General features: G+C 67.3%; 20 protein-coding genes. 9 read left to right on the forward strand and 11 right to left on the reverse strand.

Features of this window, described 5'->3' with window-relative positions:
- The first annotated feature begins 40 nt into the window (after positions 1–40).
- Together OG203_RS45385 and OG203_RS45390 are read left to right on the forward strand one after the other, a co-directional pair.
- A complete protein-coding gene (locus tag OG203_RS45385; RefSeq protein WP_405163386.1) occupies positions 41–625 on the forward strand; it encodes a TetR/AcrR family transcriptional regulator in 585 nt (194 codons plus the stop codon).
- A gap of 11 nt (positions 626–636) precedes the next feature.
- Positions 637–2,133 (forward strand): FAD-dependent monooxygenase, encoded by a 1,497-nt coding sequence (locus OG203_RS45390; RefSeq protein WP_405168198.1) that lies wholly within the window; start codon positions 637–639, stop codon positions 2,131–2,133.
- Positions 2,134–2,140: 7 nt separating this feature from the next.
- Here OG203_RS45390 and OG203_RS45395 read toward each other — a convergent pair whose 3' ends face one another.
- From OG203_RS45395 to OG203_RS45405, 3 genes are read right to left on the reverse strand one after another with little or no spacing between them, the layout of a single operon-like run.
- The gene (locus OG203_RS45395) at positions 2,141–3,046 is read right to left on the reverse strand and encodes a dienelactone hydrolase family protein (protein ID WP_405163387.1); all 906 of its coding nucleotides are present in this window, start codon (positions 3,044–3,046) and stop codon (positions 2,141–2,143) included.
- Positions 3,043–3,192: a class I SAM-dependent methyltransferase gene (locus OG203_RS45400; protein ID WP_405163388.1), complete on the reverse strand. Its 150-nt coding sequence runs from the start codon at positions 3,190–3,192 to the stop codon at positions 3,043–3,045. The genes OG203_RS45395 and OG203_RS45400 overlap by 4 nt, the downstream gene beginning before the upstream one ends.
- Positions 3,193–3,205: 13 nt before the next feature.
- Positions 3,206–4,126 carry an LLM class F420-dependent oxidoreductase gene (locus OG203_RS45405; RefSeq protein ID WP_405163389.1) on the reverse strand — a complete coding sequence of 307 codons (921 nt, stop codon included), beginning with the start codon at positions 4,124–4,126 and terminating at the stop codon, positions 3,206–3,208.
- Between the two features lie 125 nt (positions 4,127–4,251).
- On the opposite strand from OG203_RS45405, the gene OG203_RS45410 reads away from it, so the two are divergent.
- The gene (locus OG203_RS45410; RefSeq protein ID WP_405163390.1) at positions 4,252–5,130 is read left to right on the forward strand and encodes a dihydrodipicolinate synthase family protein; all 879 of its coding nucleotides are present in this window, start codon (positions 4,252–4,254) and stop codon (positions 5,128–5,130) included.
- A 106-nt stretch (positions 5,131–5,236) separates the two neighbouring features.
- Entirely contained in the window at positions 5,237–5,806 is a 570-nt protein-coding gene (locus OG203_RS45415; RefSeq protein ID WP_405163391.1) for a gluconokinase, read from the forward strand.
- Here OG203_RS45415 and OG203_RS45420 read toward each other — a convergent pair.
- The 7 genes from OG203_RS45420 to OG203_RS45450 form a co-directional block, all read right to left on the reverse strand.
- The gene (locus OG203_RS45420; protein ID WP_405163392.1) at positions 5,801–6,364 is read right to left on the reverse strand and encodes a DJ-1/PfpI/YhbO family deglycase/protease; all 564 of its coding nucleotides are present in this window, start codon (positions 6,362–6,364) and stop codon (positions 5,801–5,803) included. The genes OG203_RS45415 and OG203_RS45420 overlap by 6 nt on opposite strands.
- 66 nt (positions 6,365–6,430) lie before the next feature.
- Positions 6,431–7,315 carry a DUF5995 family protein gene (locus tag OG203_RS45425; protein WP_405163393.1) on the reverse strand — a complete coding sequence of 295 codons (885 nt, stop codon included), beginning with the start codon at positions 7,313–7,315 and terminating at the stop codon, positions 6,431–6,433.
- A gap of 155 nt (positions 7,316–7,470) precedes the next feature.
- Entirely contained in the window at positions 7,471–8,268 is a 798-nt protein-coding gene (locus OG203_RS45430; RefSeq protein ID WP_405163394.1) for a M50 family metallopeptidase, read from the reverse strand.
- A gap of 9 nt (positions 8,269–8,277) precedes the next feature.
- Positions 8,278–9,834, reverse strand: a complete 1,557-nt coding sequence (locus OG203_RS45435) for an AMP-binding protein (protein ID WP_405163395.1) — start codon at positions 9,832–9,834, stop codon at positions 8,278–8,280.
- Between the two features lie 47 nt (positions 9,835–9,881).
- A complete protein-coding gene (locus tag OG203_RS45440; protein ID WP_405163396.1) occupies positions 9,882–11,492 on the reverse strand; it encodes a serine/threonine-protein kinase in 1,611 nt (536 codons plus the stop codon).
- 67 nt (positions 11,493–11,559) lie between these two features.
- A complete protein-coding gene (locus tag OG203_RS45445) occupies positions 11,560–12,453 on the reverse strand; it encodes a bile acid:sodium symporter family protein (RefSeq protein WP_405163397.1) in 894 nt (297 codons plus the stop codon).
- A 129-nt stretch (positions 12,454–12,582) separates the two neighbouring features.
- Positions 12,583–13,632, reverse strand: coding sequence for a Gfo/Idh/MocA family oxidoreductase (locus tag OG203_RS45450; protein ID WP_405163398.1), 1,050 nt, complete (start codon positions 13,630–13,632; stop codon positions 12,583–12,585).
- Between the two features lie 73 nt (positions 13,633–13,705).
- Here OG203_RS45450 and OG203_RS45455 point away from each other — a divergent pair, with 73 nt between their 5' ends.
- From OG203_RS45455 to OG203_RS45470, 4 genes are all read left to right on the forward strand, one after another.
- Entirely contained in the window at positions 13,706–14,662 is a 957-nt protein-coding gene (locus OG203_RS45455) for a hypothetical protein (protein ID WP_405163399.1), read from the forward strand.
- A gap of 537 nt (positions 14,663–15,199) precedes the next feature.
- Positions 15,200–16,756 carry a mannitol dehydrogenase family protein gene (locus OG203_RS45460; protein WP_405163400.1) on the forward strand — a complete coding sequence of 519 codons (1,557 nt, stop codon included), beginning with the start codon at positions 15,200–15,202 and terminating at the stop codon, positions 16,754–16,756.
- Positions 16,753–17,445 carry an HAD family hydrolase gene (locus OG203_RS45465; protein ID WP_405163401.1) on the forward strand — a complete coding sequence of 231 codons (693 nt, stop codon included), beginning with the start codon at positions 16,753–16,755 and terminating at the stop codon, positions 17,443–17,445. Before OG203_RS45460 ends, OG203_RS45465 begins: the two co-directional genes overlap by 4 nt.
- Before the next feature lie 91 nt (positions 17,446–17,536).
- Positions 17,537–18,031, forward strand: coding sequence for an LppP/LprE family lipoprotein (locus OG203_RS45470; RefSeq protein ID WP_405163402.1), 495 nt, complete (start codon positions 17,537–17,539; stop codon positions 18,029–18,031).
- Positions 18,032–18,037: 6 nt separating this feature from the next.
- Here the strand turns inward: OG203_RS45470 and OG203_RS45475 are convergent, their stop codons facing one another.
- On the reverse strand, positions 18,038–18,394 hold the full coding sequence (locus OG203_RS45475; protein ID WP_405163403.1) for a winged helix-turn-helix transcriptional regulator: 357 nt from the start codon (positions 18,392–18,394) through the stop codon (positions 18,038–18,040).
- A 67-nt stretch (positions 18,395–18,461) separates the two neighbouring features.
- Here OG203_RS45475 and OG203_RS45480 point away from each other — a divergent pair, with 67 nt between their 5' ends.
- Positions 18,462–19,019 carry a carboxymuconolactone decarboxylase family protein gene (locus tag OG203_RS45480; protein ID WP_405163404.1) on the forward strand — a complete coding sequence of 186 codons (558 nt, stop codon included), beginning with the start codon at positions 18,462–18,464 and terminating at the stop codon, positions 19,017–19,019.
- Positions 19,020–19,039 lie beyond the last annotated feature (20 nt).

Genomic DNA, 19,039 nt, shown 5'->3' on the forward strand with positions numbered 1-19,039 from the left:
TTCTTAGTGAACGAAACCGTACCGTTCACTTGGAGGTAGTGTGATCAGGGGCGCCGAACGCGAGCAGGCGATACTCGCTGCCACCTACCAGCTGCTCGGCGAAATCGGTTACGGGGCAATGACAATGGATGCCGTCGCGGCGCGGGCGCAGGCCAGCAAGGCGACCATCTATCGGCGGTGGCCGGGAAAGCCCGCACTGGTGAAGGCGGCGATGGACGCGCACGACGCGGAGTATGTCGCCGATATCCCGGACACCGGGACGGTGCGCGGCGACCTGATCGCGGCGCTGGTCGAGCTGAACGCGCAGGTCGACGACCACTACGTGACCATGATGACCGGCCTGATGCACGCCATGCGGGTGGACGCCGAACTCGCGGCGGCGCTGCGCGAACACGTGGCCGATGAGGATCTCGGCCCGTTCCGCACCATCGTCGACCGCGCGATCGTGCGCGGCGACCTGCCCGAGGGCACCGAAACCGAACTGGCACACCAGGTATCCGAGGGGCAGATCATGCGCCGGATGTTCCTCGGCGAGCCCATGGACCGGGCGTTCTTCATCGACTTGGTCGACGAACTACTGCTGCCGATCCTCACCCGAACTTTCTCGACGAAAGAAGATAGATGACCACAACAGACTTGCCGGTGCTGATCGTCGGCGCCGGGCCGACCGGGCTGACGCTCGGCTGCGATCTTGCTCGGCGTGGGATCGACTGCCTGGTGGTGGACAAGGCGACCGAACTCTTTATCGGCTCGCGCGGAAAGGGTTTGCAGCCAAGGACTCTGGAGGTCTTCGACGATCTCGGCCTGATCGACGAGGTGCTCGCGCACGGTGCCGTGTTCCCGTCGTTTCGCATGTACGCGGACACGCAGGTGCAATGGACGCGGACGGTGCACGAGATGCTTGGTCTGTCACCACTCGAGCGCGAGCACGGCGTGCCCTATCCGAACGCGTGGATCCTGCCGCAGTGGCGCACCGACGAGCTGCTGCGCGACCGGCTGCTCGAACTCGGCGGCCGCCTCGAATTGGGCACGGAGCTGGTCGATTTCGTCCAGGACGAGACCGGTGTCACGGTGACACTGCGCCGCAACGGGGAACTCGAGCAGGTGCGCTCCCGGTACCTGGTCGGCACGGACGGCGGTGGCAGCGTCGTGCGCAAGACGCTCGGCGTCGGCTTCGAGGGCGAAACCTTCGAGACCGAGCGAACTTTGATCGGTGACGTCAAAGCGAAGGGGCTCACCGGCACGTACTGTCACATGCTGACGACCGGCGATGTGCGGGAACGCTTTTCGCTGTGGTCCATGCCTGGCACCGACTACTACCAGTTCATTGCCTCGATGACCGCAGACGACGTGCCCGAGCTGACCGTGGCGGCGGTGCAGAAGATCCTCGACGAGCGGTCCGGCCGCTCGGATATCCGGCTGTTCGAGCTGCGTTGGATCTCGGTGTACCGGGTGAACGTCCGTATGGTCGACCGTTTTCGGGTCGACCGGGTGTTCCTGGCCGGCGATGCGGCGCACGTGCATTCCTCCTCCGGTGGGCAGGGCCTGAACACCAGCGTGCAAGACGCCTACAACCTGGGCTGGAAGCTGGCGGCCGTGCTGTCGGGCGGCCCGGACCGGCTGCTGGATACCTATGAGGCCGAGCGGTTTCCGATCGCGGCACGGGTCCTCGACGTGACGACACGCTCGCATCGACGCGACTTTCAGGACGCCGAGCCGGGGCAGGGGAGTCTGGATATCTTTCAGCTGAAGGTCAATTACCGTGGCGGACCGTTGGCCGTGGACGCACGTGAGACGCCGGGCGCTGTGCGGGCAGGCGACCGCGCGCCCGACGCTCAATGCGGTGATTCCAGCCTGTTCGACCTGTTCCGTGGCACGCATTTCACGGTGCTCGGTTTCGGCGCCGATACCGCCGCGGCGGTCGCCGAAGTCGTTCGCGCGCAGGGTGATCGGGTCCGCGCGCTAGTGATCGAACCTGGCGACGGAACAGCCACCGGCGTTGGCGAGCCCTTCCGCAACTACGACATCGACCCAGCAGGCCCAGGCACGCTGGTGCTGGTCCGTCCTGACGGCTACATCGGCGTCATCGCCACCGATCCCGCGCCGATCCAGGACTTCTTAGCCGCCTGGTGATCCCTGGTCAGCCCAAATATGTTCCGTACCAATCCAATACCCGACGCCACGCCTCGGTGGCGGCGGCCGGTGCGTAGCGCGGCCCGGTGTCGTTGAAGAACGCGTGGTCGGCATCCGGTGCGGCCCACATGTCGTGCGGAACGCCCGAACGGCCCAGCGCGGCCTCGGCGGCCGGGCGGGTGGCGTCCACCCGGGTGTCCAACGCGCCGTAGATCGCAAGCACGGCGGCCTTGGAGGCGGAAAGATCGCCGTTGTCGGGGAACGGGCCGTAGAACGGTGTCGCCGCGGCGAGCGCGGACGGTCCGGAGGCGAGGAGCAGCCAGACCAGGCCGCCGCCGAAGCAGAACCCCGTGGTGCCGAGCTTCTTGTCCGGGACCCGCCGTCCGAGCTCGTCGAGGCCAGCGCGCAGGTCGGCGACGAACTGGTCCTGCGGGATCTTGCTGAGCTCGGCGGTGGCCTCGGCCGGATCGGTGAAGGCGGCGGTGCCGCCCTTTTCGGAGAGCAGGTCGACGGCGAGTGCCGAGTATCCGGCTCCGGCGAATCGTCCTGTCACCGAACGAATATGGTCGGTGAGGCCCTTGTTCTCGTGGATGACCAGCACGCCGCCACGGGGTTGCGCCGCAGCGGCCCAGGCAGCCTGCAATTGCCGATTGTCGGGGCCCGCGAAGGTAATCGGCGTCGTCGCCACCGCGGCGCTCGACCCGGGCGGCGCGGATGTTGTTGGAGCGGAAGGCGGTTGCGACGTCAAAGGTTGATCGTTGTGCTGGCTGGCGCAGGCGGCGAGCAACGAGGCGGCCGCCGGAATGCCGAACCCGAGTAGGCCGAGGCGCCGCAACGCCTCACGGCGATTCAGTAAGCCGTCGGCATGATCGGCGGCGATCTCTTCCGCGATATAGCGCTGCAGCGGCGTCATGCCAACCAAGGTAGGCCCCACCGCCGCGACCCGCCCGGTTTTCCGGGCAACGGCGCGCGCTGGCCGCCGAGGATCACCACCTGCCGCGCCCCGTCCGCCACCGCGTCGGCGACCGTCTCCTCAGCGAAGCGCGACCGGCCAGCCATGAACAACCGGATGTTAGAGCTGTGCCTGCACCTGGCTGGCGATCAACTCGAGGTGGTCGAGATCGGCGAGGTCCAGTATCTGCAGGTAGATCCGCTGCGCGCCGATCTCGGCGTATCGGCCGATCTTGTCGACCACCTCGGCGGGCGAACCGGTCAGACCGTTCGTCTTGAGCTCGTCCACCTCGCGTCCGATCACCGCGGCCCGCCGCGCCACCTCGGCATCGTCGGCGCCGACGCAGGTGACGAGGGCGTTCGAGTAGACCAGGTCGTCGGCCCCGCGCCCGTGCGCCTCGGCGGCCGCGCGGACCCGCCCGAACTGGGCGACGCTGTCCTCGATCGAGGCGAACGGCATGTTGAACTCGGTCGCGTACTGCGCGGCCAGCCGCGGCGTCCGGTGCGCGCCGTGACCGCCGATCAGCACCGGCACCGGTTCCTGTACCGGCTTCGGCAGGGCGGGGGAGTTGGTGAGCTGGTAGTGCTCGCCGGCGAAGTCGAACTTGTCACCCGGCTTGGTCGACCACAATCCGGTGATAATCGCGAGCTGCTCCTCCAAACGCGCGAATTTGTCCGCGGGGAACGGGATCCCGTACGCGGCGTGCTCCTCGGCGAACCACCCACTGCCGAGACCGAGTTCGACACGGCCGCCCGACATTTGGTCAACCTGCGCGACCTGAATCGCCAGCGGGCCAGGCAGCCGGAAGGTGGCGGCGGTGACGAGGGTCCCCAGTCGGATCCGCTTCGTCTCGCGGGCCAGCCCGGCAAGGGTGATCCACGCGTCGGTCGGGCCGGGCAGCCCGTCCGCGTCGCCCATCGCGGCATAGTGGTCGGACCGGAAGAACGCGTCGAATCCCAGGTCCTCGGTGGCCTTGGCAACGGTCAGCAGTGTGTCATAGCTGGCACCCTGCTGCGGCTCGGTGAAGATGCGCAGTTCCATGATCACCATGGTGCCCCAGGGTGTTTCCGCTCGGTCCGGCCGGGGTGTGCGGTCTATCCCTCACTATGACCTGCGCCACGCGCCGCATTCGAGGAATGATCGAGTCGAGGAATGGAGGGTTTTCGATGACTGGGTCTATCGCGGGGATCGTGGCGTATCCGGTGACGCCGTTCGATGCCGATAGCGGCAAGGTCGCGGAGGGGGTGCTGCGCGGGATCGTAGATCGGATGGTCGACGCGAGGGTGGATGCTGTTGCGCCGCTGGGGAGTACGGGGGAGAGCGCGTATCTCGATGATCAGGAGTGGGCCGCGGTGGCGACGATCTGTGTGGAGCAGGTCGATGGGCGGGTGCCGACGGTCGTCGGGGTGTCGGAGTTGAGCACGGCGGGGACTATCGCTCGCGCGCGGCTCGCGGAACGGCTCGGGGCCACCGCGCTGTTGATGTTGCCGGTGGCGTACTGGCCGTTGACCGAAGACGAAGTGCGCAGGCATTTCACGGCGGTGGCCGAGTCGGTGGGGCTGCCGATCATGGCTTACAACAATCCCGGCACGAGTGGGATCGATATGACGCCGAAGTTTCTGATGGAACTCGTTGGGGCCGTGGACAACATCACGATGGTCAAGGAGTCCAGCGGAGATATCGCGCGGATCGCCGAGCTCGGCGAGGCCGGCGTGCCCGTCTTCAACGGCAGCAATCGGCTTGCGCTGCAAGCGTTCGCCGCCGGAGCCACCGGATGGTGCACGGCCGCACCGGGTCTGGTGCCGGAGCAGGTCGTGGAGGTGTGGCGACTGCTGACGGCTGGTGAAACCGCCTCGGCGACAAAGCTGTTCGAACGGTTGGAACCATTGCTCCTCGCGTTGGGCCGTGGCGGCCTGCCGAGGACCGTCAAGGCGGGCCTGAACTCACTCGGCATCGAAGCGGGCGATCCGAGACCACCACTGCTACCGGTGGATGACGACACTCGTCGCACGATCGCCGAGCTGATCGCAGCGGTTAGCCGATGATGCCGAGCCTGGCCGGGGCGGTCGATAGCTGACCGAGCCCGACGGGGCATCGCCCTGGCCGCGCTAATGTCAGATCGAACCTGCCGCAGCGCCCACCGTCGGGGCGATGCGCGAGAGCAAAGGAGCCGATGTGCCGGAGCGAGCGCTGCCCGTTGTAGTGGTGATGGGGGTGTCGGGGACCGGCAAGTCGACGGTGGGCAGGGCGCTGGCGACGGCGCTCGGCGTCGAATATGCCGAGGGCGACGACCTGCACCCGGCGGCGAACATCGCGAAGATGTCGGCGGGCATCCCGCTGACCGACGAGGATCGGGCGCCGTGGCTCGACGAGGTGGCGGCCTGGCTGGCCGAACGCTCTGCCCAGGGCGGCGTGATCAGCTGCTCAGCGCTGAAACGCGCCTACCGTGACCGACTGCGCGCCGCCGCCCCGGACGCCTTCTTCCTGCATCTGGCCGCGCCGCGCGACGAACTCGCGCGGCGAATGACCGGCCGCACCGGACACTTCATGCCATCGAGCCTGCTCGACTCGCAGTTGGCCGCGCTCGAGCCCCTGGCAGGCGACGAGCACGGCAGCACGGTCGACGCGACCCGCGACCCGGTCGAACTGGCCCGCGAAACGTCGGCGGCATTGCGCGACCGACAACGTCGCGACCAGCTTCGACCGGCCGCTGATCTATGACTTCGTGACCAGCTCCTCGGCGATCGCCCCGCAGAAGTCGGCGAGATCGTCGGGATTGCGGGAAGTGATCAGCGCCCAACCGTTCTCGGCCGACCGCACCACCGGCTGATCGACCCATCTGCCGCCCGCGTTGACCACATCCGTGCGCAGCGAGAAATACGACGTCAACGTCTTGTCCGGGGTGAGCTCGGCCTCGACGAGCAGCCACGGCCCATGGCAGATCGCGGCGATCGGCTTCCCCGCCGCCGCGAACCCCTTGGCCAGCTCAACGGCGCGATCTTCGGCCCGCAACTTGTCCGCGTTGACCGTGCCACCGGGCACCACCAACACGTCGTAGTCATCGACCTCGACATCATCGAACGACGAATCCGGCTGCACCGTCACGTCCTTCTCGGTGTCGTGCTCGAACGTCTGCACCTGCTCGTTCTTGGGCGCGGCATGCACCACGGTCGCACCCCGATCCTTCAGTTCTTTCTGTGGAACCAGCAGCTCATCACGCTCCACCCCCGTGTTCGACGTGATGATCAGTACGCGCGTCCCATTCAGGTCTTCCGGCATGTGCCGACACTCCTTCCATCATTCGTCCCAGGAGTAGGCGTGCCGCGAATCCGGAAAGCTAAACCTCTACAGCCCACCAAGCCGGGTGAGCACCTCGAAGGCCACGTCGGCACTGCGCCAGAGGGCGTCGATCTCGACGCGGGCGGCCGGGGCGAGGGCGGGGTCGGTCAGGGCGAGACCGTTGCCGAAGATCACCACGTTGGCGCCCGCGTCCGCGAGGCGCAGCAGTTGGGGAGTGGCCACGCCTTGGCCGACGAGCAGGTCGAGGCCCTCGCCGACGAAGTAGAACCGCCACAGCGGGCCGAGGTCGCCGTGATAGATGTCCTTGGTCGAATCGACGATCAGCGAACCCTGCTGCGCGATCGCGTCGACGATCTTGAAGTAGTCGGGCGCGTTCGCGGGCGTGCCGCCGACGGCCGCCACCGCGTAGGAGAGATCGACGGAGAGATGGGCGTCGTATCCGGCCATCGCGACGCGGGCGGGGGACAGGTCGCAGCGGCGGGTGAGGTCGAAGTAGTTGGTCCACTGCGGATCGGTTGGCGCGCCGGTGAATTCGGCGTGCACGTTGCGCAGGAATCGGGACAGCAGTTCGAGGCTGATCCGATGCGCCCACTCGGGATCGGCGAACGCCGCCGGGTCGCGCTGCAACGGCATCACCGCCGCCTGCTCGACAGCGTCGAGGCCGAGCGCGAAGACGCCGCGCAGATCGCGATGCTGAACGAGGATCGCGGTGAGTTGCCGATTCTGTTCGACGGCTTGTTCCAGCCGCTGCATTGAGGTGCCGGTGAGCGTGCTGGTGTCGGAAAGGTCAGCGATCGAGGAGATTTCGGCGGGCGAGAGCGCGGTGCCACAGGCGGAGTCGGCGGCGGCACCGGCCTGGCCCGCGCCGAACAGCGTGGCGCAGCCGAGTAGCAGGGTCGTGACGAGGGCGACGCGGCGGGTCGTGATCATGTGCTGCTCCGGGATGTTCGCGCACCGCGTTGGCGACGTGCGCTGACGGTCGACGACGGCGAGGGTGGGTCGAGAACACTCCGGCGAAACCGAAGTTGGCCCAACATTAGCCGAGTCGATCATGATCCGTTGGCCGCGCGACAACAGCCGTGGCGTTATCCCCCGGTGGGGCAGGACCCGCCGGACAGATTCGGGAGGCAGATCCCGGAGATGTCGGTAATCAGGAAACCAGCGCCGATCAATAGCGACCCCACCGCAATCACGCCGAACAACCCGACCCACAGCAGACCGGGCAGGTGGGTGAGCCGAGCGAGCTGGTCGGCGTCGGAGGCGACATCTTCCTGGTAGCGGCTGCGCAGCTGCCGGGAACGGCCGCGCTGCAACTCGATCACCGGGCGCGCCCCGGCGAGCAGCAGGAACCAGGCGCCGAGATAGGCGAAACCCGCCTGCAGCGTGTCGGTGCCGAACCAGGACACCGCGAACACCGTCGCGCCGACCGCGAACACCGTCAGCATGCCGTAGACATTGCGCGTCATGATCAACACCGCGGCCAGCAGCGCGATGGCGACCCACAGCATCAGCGTGATCCGGCTCGCCCCGAGCAACGCGGCGAAGGCGAGCCCGAGCAGCGGCGGTCCAGGATAACCCGCCATCGTCGTGAGAATCATGCCGAGGCCGTAGGGTTTTCCGCTCGACACGGTCAGACCCGAAGTGTCCGAATGCAATCGGATGCTGTTGAGCCTGCGCCCGGTGAGCAGCGCGACAAGCGCGTGCCCGCCCTCGTGCGCGATGGTGACGATATTGCGGGTGAATCGCCAGATGGGCGTGTATCCGACAAGCACGAGCGCCACCACCCCGGCCCCTGCCACCAACCACCACGGCGGCTGGGCTTGTGTTGTCGTCAAGCGGTCGACGATGGAGGTGCCATGCTCGACCCATTCGGCTCTGTCCACCGCCGCACCTTATCCGGCGCCGGACATCTCCGCTCGGAGCCGACGTTTGTAGATCTTCCCCGCATCGTCACGGGGGAGTTCGGCCACGATCCGCAGCACCCTCGGCACCTTGTACGCGGCGAGCTGGTCGGCGAGGCCGGTGCGGATGCTTTCCTCGGTGAGCGCGGCGCCGGGTCGCGGGACGACCTGGGCGGCAACGGTTTCACCGAGGTCACCGTCGTGCGGGATGCCGAACACCGCGACGTCCTCGACGCCCTCTAATGCCATGATCGCGTTCTCGATCTCGGCGGGGTAGATGTTCACGCCGCCGGAGATGATGATCTCGCTGGACCGTCCGGTGAGGTAGAGGTATCCGTCGTCGTCGAGATAGCCGCGATCGCCGACGGCGAGGAAGCCCGGTACCGGACTGTCCTCTTCGCCCGTTTCGTGCAGGTAGCGGAACTTGGGCCAGTAATCGGCGCCGCGCACGAACACCTGGCCGGTCTGGCCCGCGGGCAGCGGATTGCCCGCGTCGTCGACGACCATGGCGGCCGCGCCGTCGGTCGGGCGGCCGACGCTGCCCGGATGCGCCAGCCACTCGCTGGCGGAGATCCAGGTGATCGTGCCCGCCTCGGCGCAGCCATAGAACTCGACAAGCGCGTCCCCGAACCAGTCGATCGCGGCCCGCTTCAACGCGGGCGGACACGGAGCCGAGGAGTGGATGAGATGGGTGAGGCTGGAAACGTCGTATCGGCCGCGCACCGCCGCGGGCAGTGAGAGCAGCCGGGACAACATGGTCGGCACCACCTTGGCCTGGGTGATGCGGCGCTCGTCGACGATGCGCAGGAACTGCTCGGCGTCCCAGCGCGGCATGATGGTGATGTTGGTGCCGACCCGCAGTGCGAGCGTCGCGATCCCGTTCGGGCTCGCGTGATACAGCGGCCCCGGAATCACCGCCTGTCCGCGTGGGGTGAGCCCGAGCCGCTTCGCCGCGCTACCGGCGATCGATAACCACTGGTGTGGCGTCATCCGTTCGCGCAGTACGCCTTTGGGTCGTCCGGTGGTGCCGGAGGTGTAGATCAGGCCGGTCGAGTCGTCGCGGGAGCCCTCGATGCGGCCGAGCGGTTCGACGTGCGTGTCGATCCATTGCTCCAGTGTCGCGTGCCTGCCGGTCGTCTCGGCCAGCGCCGCGTCGAGCCCGGCCTCGGTGAGCAGTTCGCTCGGCATGGCGATCTCGAGAATGGTCGTATCGTCCTGCGGCACAGCTTGTTCGACGATATCGATGAACTCGGTGTGCGCGATGACCAGCCGCGCGCCGCTGTCGTCGAGCACGTGCGCGACCTCGGGCACCTGCCAGCGCGTATTGATCGGCACCGAATTCGCCCCGCAGGCCGCGACGGCAAGGGACACCTCGAGAAACTCGATGTCATTGCGGATCATCATCGCGACGCGGTCCCCGGGTCTCACCCCCGCCGCCGCGAGCGCGGCGGCCAGCCGACCCGCCCGCTGATGCGCCTCGGCCTGCGACCGAACACGGCCCGCGCAGGTAATGGTTGGTGTTGACATGCTGCCCAAAGCATCGCCCATGATTCGCAGTCTGCCACTTCCACAGTTACCCGGTAGCGCAGACCGGGTCATGAGGTTTTGGTCAGAATTCCCGCCATATCACCGAGGACTCCGTGGGTGCTGTAGGACAGCCTGCCGTCGGGTTGTAGCCGCACCGTTGTGGTCGCGCCGTTGTCGTTGCAGCCGCCGCCGTCCACGGTGAGCCTGGCGGTCAGCGTGATTTCGTTCGGCGCCGCGGTCGTCAGCGTTTCCGCTCGACCGCATGTCAGGCCCGCGACATGTCCAGTATTCGAGGAGCTACCGGCTTCTTGGCCAACACTTGCCTCGTGCAATGTCAGCACGATGTCGTAACCGCCGAGTCTGTCATCGGCGACACCTTTCCATTCGCCGATAAACGCTTCCGACAGGTTCGCGGCGGGACCGCCGGTCGATGCGGCGGGATGCGCGGTGGAACCGCCGGAGTTGCCAGTGAATTGCTTGGTTATCACGAAAGCGGCGCCCGCGATCACGAGGAGCAACACCAGCGCACCGGCGATCAGTGCGGCGCGGCGGCGTTGGCGGCGGCGGGTGGGTTGCTGGGGCTGGTACGAACTGTCTTGCGGCCCATAGGAATACGGCCGCACTTCGGGTGCACCCTGCCACCACCCTTGCGGCTCGGCATCCGCCAGTCCGGCCGCGGGCAGGCTCGTCGCGGTCCGCGCGTTCGGATCCTGGAACGGCCGCACCACCGTGTCGGCGGTCCGCAGCGGATCCGTGACCGGCTTTGCGAGTGCCTCCGGCACCTCGAACGGTCGGGAATCCAGATCGAGCAACTGCACCGCGCGCCTGCTGACCTCCTCCAGCGCGGGGCCGGGCAGCCAGCCGCTGCGGCCGGGAATGCCGAGGGCGGTCAGGTCGGCGATGATGCGTTCGGGGGTCGGGCGGGCGGCGGGGTCCTTGGTGAGGCAGGCCGCGATGAGCGGGCGCAGTCGTTGCGGCACCGCGTCGAGCCGCGGCTCCTCGTAGACCACGCGCCACAGCAGCTGCACCATCTCGCCGACCCCGAACGGACCGTGCCCGCTTGCCGCGAACACCAGCACGCCGCCCAGCGCGAACACATCGCTTGCGGGGCCGACCGGATCGCCGGTCACCTGTTCGGGACACATGAATCCCGGTGAGCCGATGACCTTTCCGGTGGTGGTGAACTGGCTGTCGTCGATCGCGCGGGCGATGCCGAAGTCGATCACCTTGGGTCCGTCGAGGGCGAGCAGCACGTTGGAGGGTTTGAGATCGCGGTGCACCAGGTCGGCGGCGTGCACCGCGACCAGGGCTTCGGCCAGCCCGTGCGCGAGCACAAGCAGCGAGCTCCCGGTGAACGGCCCGTACGCCTCGACCGCCTCGGTCAGCGAGAATCCGGCTACGTAACCCGTTGCCAGCCAGGGCGGGTTCGCGTCGACATCGGCGTCGAGGACCGGCGCGGTGAACTGCCCGCCGACCCGTTGCGCGGCGGTGACCTCGCGGCGGAACCGCACCCGAAATTCGTTGTCGCCGATCAGATCCGGTCGGATGACCTTGACCGCGACGGTGCGGCCACCGGCATTGCGGCCAAGATATACCCGGCCCATGCCGCCCGTTCCGAGCACGCCGAGTAGGCGGTAATCGCCGATCCGCGGTGGATCGTCGGCGCCGAGCGGTCGCATCGCGATGCTGATTCCCTTCGAGTGTCGAACATCGAAAGGTTACCTACCGCTCGACGCGGTGTCTGGTTCAGTTGGCCGTACGCACCGGCACCGGCGCCGGACTGTCTTGCCGCACATACCTGGCCAGCAGATAGGCCGCGATCGCGGCGGGAATGTTCATGAGCACTCCGTAGACCGCGCCGGGGACAGCCATCGCGTCGTTGTGCAGCACCGACCCCGCGATGGCGATGGCGATCGCGCCATTATGGACGCCGATCTCCATGGCCGAGGCGATCGCCTGATCGGCGTCGACCTTGCACAGTCGCGGCACGAAATAGCCGACGGCCAGGCTGATCACGGCGAACACCAGGCTGAGCGAGGCGAGTGTGCCGATGTTCTCGGTGAGCGTGCTGAAGTTCTTCGCCACGGCCGCGAGCACCACCAGCGCGAGTACCACGATCGAGAGGATCTTGACGTTGCCGCGCATCCGCTCGGCCCACCCGGTGAACCGGCGGTGCACCCACATGCCGATCGCGACCGGGACCAGCACAATCGCGAACACCTGCGCGAACTTGTCCGGTCGCAGCCCGAACGACCCGTCGCCGTCCATGAATTGGCTGTACGCGAACGCGACGATCAGCGGCATGGTGAACACGGCGAGCACCGAGTTGATCGCGGTGAGGGTGATATTGAGCGCGACGTTGCCGCCCGCGATGTGGCTGAACAGATTGGCCGACGGCCCGCCCGGCGACGCGGCGAGCAACAGCATGCCGACGGCGAGCGCCCCTTCGAGCTGGAACAGGTAGATCAGGCCGAGGCAGACCGCGGGCAGCAGCACCATCTGGCACACCAGCGCGACGATCGCCGCTTTCGGATAACGCAGCACCCTCGCGAAATCGTCTACAGCCAGGGTCAATCCGAGCCCGAACATCACAAGGGCGAGGGCAAGCGGTAGGAACACCGCGAAAATCGTTGACCCCATGGGGATCTCCTCTCAGCCGAACGAGCGGCCAACGCACGGCCGACACACGGGCGTCGACGTTATCGATCAATCGCGGAGGTTGCCAGTCAATTTGCCGAGGGCTGAGCCGTTGTCACGGTTGCCGTCGGTTTACCCGGCGACGACCTCGCCCTCGGCGGCCGAGCGCCGCGCGCCTTCCAGTACGCGCAGCGTGGCGACGGCGTCACGCGGGTCGACCGGTACCGCGCCGCCGTCGAGCAGGGCGGCGGCCATCGCGGCGTAGAAGGCGGGGTAATTGCCCGCGATGGTGGGGACCGGTTCGACGGCACCCTCGGCGCCGAAAACGCCCCAGTTATCGGATTCGACTGTGCCCCAAGGTTTGCCGTCATCGGGGCGGCGACCATCCCTTAGTGCGCTCTCCTGTGGATCGAGCCCGTAGGTGAGGTAACCCGCTTGGGAACCGAGCACCCGGAATCGTGGACCAAGTTGCGGCGCAACGGCACTCATCCACAGGTGGGATCGAACGCCCGAGGCGTGGGTGAGCGCGACGAACGCGTCGTCGTCGGTCGTGATGCCGGTACGCCGCCGATCCAGTTCGCAATACACCGATTTCGTCGGACCGAACACGGTCAGCGCCTGGTCGATGAGATGACTGCCGAGGTCGAAGAGCAGTCCGGCGCCGTCGGCGGCGTCGCCCAGCTCCCGCCAGCCGCCCTTCGGCACCGGGCGCCAGCGCTCGAACCGGGACTCGAAGCGCCGCACCTGCCCGAGCCTGCCCGACTCGGCGAGGGTGCGCACGGTCAGGAAATCGCCGTCCCAGCGCCGATTCTGGAAGACCGTCAGCGCTATAGCGGCCTGTTCGGCGCGTTTGATCAGATCCTCGGCGTCGGCGACCGATACCGCGAACGGCTTGTCGACCACCACCGGCAGGCCCGCGTCCAGCGACTGCCTGGCCAATGGGGCGTGCGTGCGGTTGGGGGTCGCGATGACAACGAGGTCTATTCCGGCGGGGTCCGCGAACAGTTCATCGGCGGTGGCGACCACCCGCACGCCGGGGTGTTCGCGTTGGGCCTGCGCCGCGCGTTCGTCCGACGACGTGACCACCGCCGCCACCCGCATGCGCGGTTCGGCGGCGATCAACGGCGCGTGGAAGACCGACCCGGCCAACCCGTACCCGACTACAGCGACCTGGAGCGTCATCCTTCGACGCTAGCGGATCGTCCCAGGAATTCGGGTCGTGATCGACGGGCCGCGGCTGATTACCGTGCCAGGTATGGGGCGGACTCAATGGGGGCCGGTACTCGGCCTGCTGGTGGTTGCGCCCTTTGTCGGTGAATTCCTGCTCGGCAATCTGACCGTGTCCGCGTTGCCGCTCGGTCTGCTGCTCGCGCCGATGTACGGCGGCGGCGCGCTGCTGGTGCGTGAGGTCGGCAGACGGACTCGCGGTTGGCCGACGATGGTGCTGCTCGCGGCCGCGTACGCGTTGTTCGAGGAGGGGCCGGTCGATCAGTTGCTGTGGAACGACTCGTACGCGCAGCGGGACCTGTTGCACGGGCCTACGTATCTCCCGGCGCTCGGGATGAGTGTCGCGTTGACGCAGCAGGTGTTGTCGTTGCACACGATCTGGAGCATCTGTGTGCCGATCGTCCTGGTCGAAGCCATGGCGGGGGAGCGGCGAAATGTGCTGTGGCTCGGGCGAATCGGGCTGGTGGTCAGCTCGGTGTTGTTCGTCGCCGGTGCCGTGCTCGTCTTCTATGGCAATTACAGTGAGGGGTGTTTCCTCGCCTCGCCATGGCAGTTCGGCTCGATGATGGTGGTGATCGTGGTGCTGGTCGCCGCCGCCCTGATGCTCGTGCCCCCGCGTATCGCCCGGACGGCGGGCCGGCCGCCAGCGCCGTGGCGGGTCGGGCTGGTGTCGCTGGTGGGTTCCAGTGTCATCCTCGTGTCGTCCGACTGGCACGGGTGGATCGGTGTCGGGGTGTGGTCCGTCGTGGTCGGCCTCGGTGCCTGGTTGGTGGTGTGCTGGTCGCGCCGGACCGGGTGGACCGAACGGCACACCTGTGCGCTCGGCGTCGGCGCGCTGCTGACGTATGTGTGGATCTCGTTTCCGATGCGGCCGGAGGGCGGCGGCTCCCTGCTTGTGGATCTGGCGTCGAATACTGTGTTCGGAGCGGCCGCCGGGGTGCTGGCTATCGTGGCGACGCGCCGGGCGGCTCGCGCGGTGGGCTAGCGGCGTGTCGCGGCAGAGTGGAATTCGATCGGTTCACACCGGCGGCCTTCCGCAACTGTGAAGCAACCTTAGTCTTGCGAACGATCTGGCCCTTCGTCGCGGCGTCCGTCCCGGTGATGCTTCCATCCGGAAGCATGTATGCCGCAGCGCTTCTCGTCGTCTCACCGACCCTCGAGGCGGGCGTTTACGCCGTATTCCCCTTGGAAAAGTCGGCAATTACCCAGCAAATCTTAGAGCAATCTTAAAGCGTTTCCTATCGGGCAAAACGGAAATGAGTGCGCGTGACAGAGGTCACCGGCAACCATTTGCGGAGTGCGTATTTCCGATTGTTACCGTCCATTCATGCGCCCTGAGGTGGTGCTTTACGGAATATTTGCAATACAGGTGATGACCTGCTGCGAAGTGCCTTCAGTTGGGCAATTCGGGGTTTGCTGTCGAAATACTGGCCGACCTGACCTAACGTGTGAAACGTCGCTTAGTCAATGCTGATACGGCGTTCTATATCGCCCCTTCTCGCAGACCCAACGGAGGCCGCACATGCGTGTGCCGCTGATTACGGCGAAGAAATCTCATACCGAAATGAACGCCCGGATACCGGGCAAGGTGGTGCCGCGCCTGTCCACCGACATGCTCACCAAGCTGCCGGACTCGGTCGCCAGGCCTGGGTTCGCCCCGCGCAGCCTGACCACCGGCATCCTGCACCTCGGCTGCGGCTCGTTCCACCGGGCCCATCAGGCCCTGGCAACCCAGCACGCGATGAACGAGACCGGCGATCCGCGCTGGGGCATCGCCGCCGTCGCGATCAACCGCCCGACGGTCGTCGACGCGCTGCGGGCGCAGGACCACCTGTACACCACGCTGCTGCACGAAGACGGGCAGGCGCGCGTTGAGGTGGTCGGGTCGATCACCGAGGCCGTACACGCCCCGACAGACCTGATCGGCGTGCCGCAGCGCATCGCCGACCCGCGCGTCAAGATCGTCACGCTCACCGTCACCGCCAGCGGTTACTGCGTCTCGCCGGTCACCGGGCGGTTGGAGGTGGACTGCCCAGGCGTCCGCCACGACCTCCGGTCGCCGACCAGGCCGATCACCCCGATCGGCATGCTCGCACAGGGCCTGGAGCTGGTCCGGCGCCGGGGCAGCACCCCGCCGGTGATCATCAGCTGCGACAACCTGTGCGCCAACGGCAGCACCCTGCGCCGCGCGGTCATCGATTTCGCGCTGCTGCGCGACGATCATCTGGCCGAGTGGATCGCCAGGCACGTGCAGTTCCCGAACAGCGTGGTCGACCGTATCGTGCAGCCGACCGCGCCCACCGACGCCGCGGTCGCCCGTAACTGGTTGGGCGGCATCGAGGATCTCGCGCCGGTATCGGCCGAGCCGTTCATGACCTGGACGATCGAGGATTTCGATGGCGAGCGCCCGCAGTGGGAACTCGGCGGCGCCCAATTCGTCTCCAACGTCAAGGATTACGAGCTCGCCAAGCTGCGGCTGCTCAACGGAACACACATGCTGCTCGCCTATCTCGGCGGCGTGGCCGGCCACCGCACCATCGCCGAGGCGACGGCGAGCCCGGAGCTCGCGGCGCTGGCCAGGCAGTTCATGCTGGACGAGCAGGGGCCGACGCTTGCCCTCGCGACACCCGAATTGCGCAGGACGGTAGACGATTTGATGCGCCGGTTCCGCAATCCGGCCATCGCCCAGGACATGACGCGGATCGGCCGCAACGGTTCGGACAAGATGATGCCGAGGGTCGTCGACGCCCTGCGCGACAACATCGAGGCGGGCCGGCCGACCCCCGGCGCGACTTTGCTGATCGCCGCGTGGATCCGCTGGTTCACCGCGAGCCACGCCCCCGGCGCGGTGATGGAACTGATCGACCCGAGGGAAGATTCCCTCGCGGTGCTGGTCGACGCCGATCCGCACCGCTGTGCGCAGGCGTTCTTGCAGCGCACCGATATCTTCGGCACGCTACCGGAGCTGGATAATGTGCAGCGGCAGGTCGGTGACGCCCTGGCCGAGATCAGCCGCGACGGTGTCGAGGCGGCGGTACGGCGCAGGTTGGCGCCGCAATCGGAAGGGAGCAACGGGTGAACGCCGAAAGTCCGGTTCGCGCGGTCGTGTTCGATATGGACGGGTTGTTGATCGACTCGGAGAGCCTGGCCATGGAGTCACTGGTCAGCGCGGGCGCCGAGCTCGGCTACGAGATGCCGATCGAGTTCTGCCGCAGCATGATCGGCGTGCCCGCCGACCGCTGCCGTACCCTCGCGGCGGCCGCCTACGGCCGGGGTTTCCCGCTGGAAGAGTACTTCGCGCTGCATGACGTGCACCTGCGTCAGCTCGTCGACAGTGGCAGGTTGGCGACCAAGCCCGGCGCGGTGGAGCTGCTCGACGCGCTCGAAGCGCAGGGTGTGCCGAAGGCGATCGCCACCTCTTCGTCGCGCGAACGCGCCGACCATCATCTGGAACTGGCCGGTATCGCCGACCGGTTCGACGTGGTAGTGACGCGCCAGGACGTGACCAAGGGCAAGCCCGACCCCGAGCCATACCTCAAGGCGATGGCCGCGCTCGGCGGCGAGACGGAAACGACACTGGCACTGGAAGATTCGACCAACGGACTGCGGGCCGCCTGCGCCGCGGGCCTGCGCTGCATCCTGGTTCCCGATCTGGTGCAGCCGACCGAGGAGTCCCGGCGGCTCGCGCACCGGCTGTATCCGGACCTGCATCAGGTCATCGAATACCTCGCCGTGGCCAATGCGCCGTCGGCAGCGTCCACCGCATAGGCTGATCTTTCGAATCTGTCGGCGGACCTGAAGAGGATCTTTCGTGGTGCGGATAGCTCGACCAGCGTTGGTTGTGTGTGCCGGAATCGTCATGGCGGCTGCCGGGTGCGCCGCCGACGGCGACAGCGGGTCATCGGCGACCCACGTGCACAATCCCGACCCCACGACCTCGAGTATGCCGACCGGATGCGGTGTCGACCTTTCGGCCTCGGTGATCCAGTCCGCCATCGCGGCGCTGCCCGTCGAGCGGGTCACGGGTGCGGCGTGGTCCACCGATCCGCGCGGGTTCGAGGGGAACTTCGATCCGTGCGCCACCTTGTCGACCGTGATCATCACGGTGCAGGGGGCGACGGGGAGTTCGCCGGATCAAGCGTTGCTGTTCCACAAGGGTGAGTACGTCGGCACGGCGACGCAGGATGCGTATGGGTTCACCTCGCTCGACGTCGACAGCACCAAGGACGACACGGTCGGGCTTGCTTACAAGACACCGGGCAGCTGCGACGCTTGCGCCGACGGCACGATCACCCGCGTCCAATTCCATTGGGAGGGACAGAAAGTCCGGATGATCGGCATACCGCCGAAGTAGTCGGCGTCAGCCTTCCTGGTCGTCGGTCCAGCGCTGGACCCAGACCTGTAGCGGCGCGAGCGCCGCGACAAGGTCGAGGCCGTCCGTACTGAGCTGGTAGCCGGTCGGTTCCGCAGCGATGACCCGCGCCTCGCGGAGTTCGCGCAGTCGATCGTTGAGCACGCTGGCGGAAATGCCGCCGCACAGGGCCTGCAGTTCGCGGAATGTCACCGCGCGTCCGTCCCGCAACTCCCACAGCACGCGCAGCGCCCACCGCCTGCCGAGCAGATCCAGCAGCACCATGATCGGGCGTCCGGTCTGCGACCCGCGCACGGGCCCGCCGATCGCCGGGGTCTTGTCTGCTTCGGATTCCGAAGCTACCATCGTCACATCCTTGCTCTTATTTTCGAAGCAAGAGTACCCGTTATCGCTGGAAGCTCGAGGATCGACCATGAGTGACGCTCCACGCATCGCACCGCTGAGCCCGCCGTACGCTCCCGAAATCGAGGCGCAACTGCTCAAGTGGATGCCGCCGGGCTCGGCCATCGAGCCGTTGGCCCTGTTCCGCACCCTCGCCCTGCACGACGACCTCTTCAGCCGGATGCGCCCCCTCGGCGCCGGCCTCCTCGGCCACGGCCGCGTCCCACCCCGTGGCCGCGAGATCGTCATCCTCCGCACCTGCGCCCGCGCGGGCGCCGAATACGAATGGGGCATCCACGCCGTAATCCAGGCGCCCGACGTGGGATTGACCGTCGAACAGGTCGAGGCCACGGCTTCGGGGGAGCTTCACCCATGGTCGGACGGCGACGCGATACTCATCCGCCTAGTCGACGAAATCCACGACACCGCAACCGTTTCCGATGCCCTCTGGTCCGAGCTCAGCGCCCGCTACCCCGACGACCAAATCCTCGAACTGATCACCATCACCGGCTGGTACCGCCTGCTCAGCACCGTGATCAACACCGCCAACATCGAGCACGAGACCTGGGCCCGCCGTTTCCCTGCCTGACTCGGACCGCCCGCGAGATC

The organism is Nocardia sp. NBC_01499 (assembly GCF_045040275.1).
Taxonomy (GTDB): domain Bacteria; phylum Actinomycetota; class Actinomycetes; order Mycobacteriales; family Mycobacteriaceae; genus Nocardia.

What these genes read in the sequence shown, in the direction of transcription:
- OG203_RS45435 (WP_405163395.1), bottom strand. Translation starts at nt 9,834, where the DNA reads ATGGGCGATGCTTTGGGCAGCATGTCAACACCAACCATTACCTGCGCG.
- OG203_RS45445 (WP_405163397.1), bottom strand. Translation starts at nt 12,453, where the DNA reads ATGGGGTCAACGATTTTCGCGGTGTTCCTACCGCTTGCCCTCGCCCTT.
- OG203_RS45450 (WP_405163398.1), bottom strand. Translation starts at nt 13,632, where the DNA reads ATGACGCTCCAGGTCGCTGTAGTCGGGTACGGGTTGGCCGGGTCGGTC.
- OG203_RS45460 (WP_405163400.1), top strand. Translation starts at nt 15,200, where the DNA reads ATGCGTGTGCCGCTGATTACGGCGAAGAAATCTCATACCGAAATGAAC.
- OG203_RS45395 (WP_405163387.1), bottom strand. Translation starts at nt 3,046, where the DNA reads ATGACGCCGCTGCAGCGCTATATCGCGGAAGAGATCGCCGCCGATCAT.
- OG203_RS45455 (WP_405163399.1), top strand. Translation starts at nt 13,706, where the DNA reads ATGGGGCGGACTCAATGGGGGCCGGTACTCGGCCTGCTGGTGGTTGCG.
- OG203_RS45400 (WP_405163388.1), bottom strand. Translation starts at nt 3,192, where the DNA reads ATGGCTGGCCGGTCGCGCTTCGCTGAGGAGACGGTCGCCGACGCGGTG.
- OG203_RS45470 (WP_405163402.1), top strand. Translation starts at nt 17,537, where the DNA reads ATGGCGGCTGCCGGGTGCGCCGCCGACGGCGACAGCGGGTCATCGGCG.
- OG203_RS45480 (WP_405163404.1), top strand. Translation starts at nt 18,462, where the DNA reads ATGAGTGACGCTCCACGCATCGCACCGCTGAGCCCGCCGTACGCTCCC.
- OG203_RS45415 (WP_405163391.1), top strand. Translation starts at nt 5,237, where the DNA reads ATGCGCGAGAGCAAAGGAGCCGATGTGCCGGAGCGAGCGCTGCCCGTT.
- OG203_RS45425 (WP_405163393.1), bottom strand. Translation starts at nt 7,315, where the DNA reads ATGATCACGACCCGCCGCGTCGCCCTCGTCACGACCCTGCTACTCGGC.
- OG203_RS45405 (WP_405163389.1), bottom strand. Translation starts at nt 4,126, where the DNA reads ATGGAACTGCGCATCTTCACCGAGCCGCAGCAGGGTGCCAGCTATGAC.
- OG203_RS45420 (WP_405163392.1), bottom strand. Translation starts at nt 6,364, where the DNA reads ATGCCGGAAGACCTGAATGGGACGCGCGTACTGATCATCACGTCGAAC.
- OG203_RS45475 (WP_405163403.1), bottom strand. Translation starts at nt 18,394, where the DNA reads ATGGTAGCTTCGGAATCCGAAGCAGACAAGACCCCGGCGATCGGCGGG.
- OG203_RS45410 (WP_405163390.1), top strand. Translation starts at nt 4,252, where the DNA reads ATGACTGGGTCTATCGCGGGGATCGTGGCGTATCCGGTGACGCCGTTC.
- OG203_RS45440 (WP_405163396.1), bottom strand. Translation starts at nt 11,492, where the DNA reads ATGCGACCGCTCGGCGCCGACGATCCACCGCGGATCGGCGATTACCGC.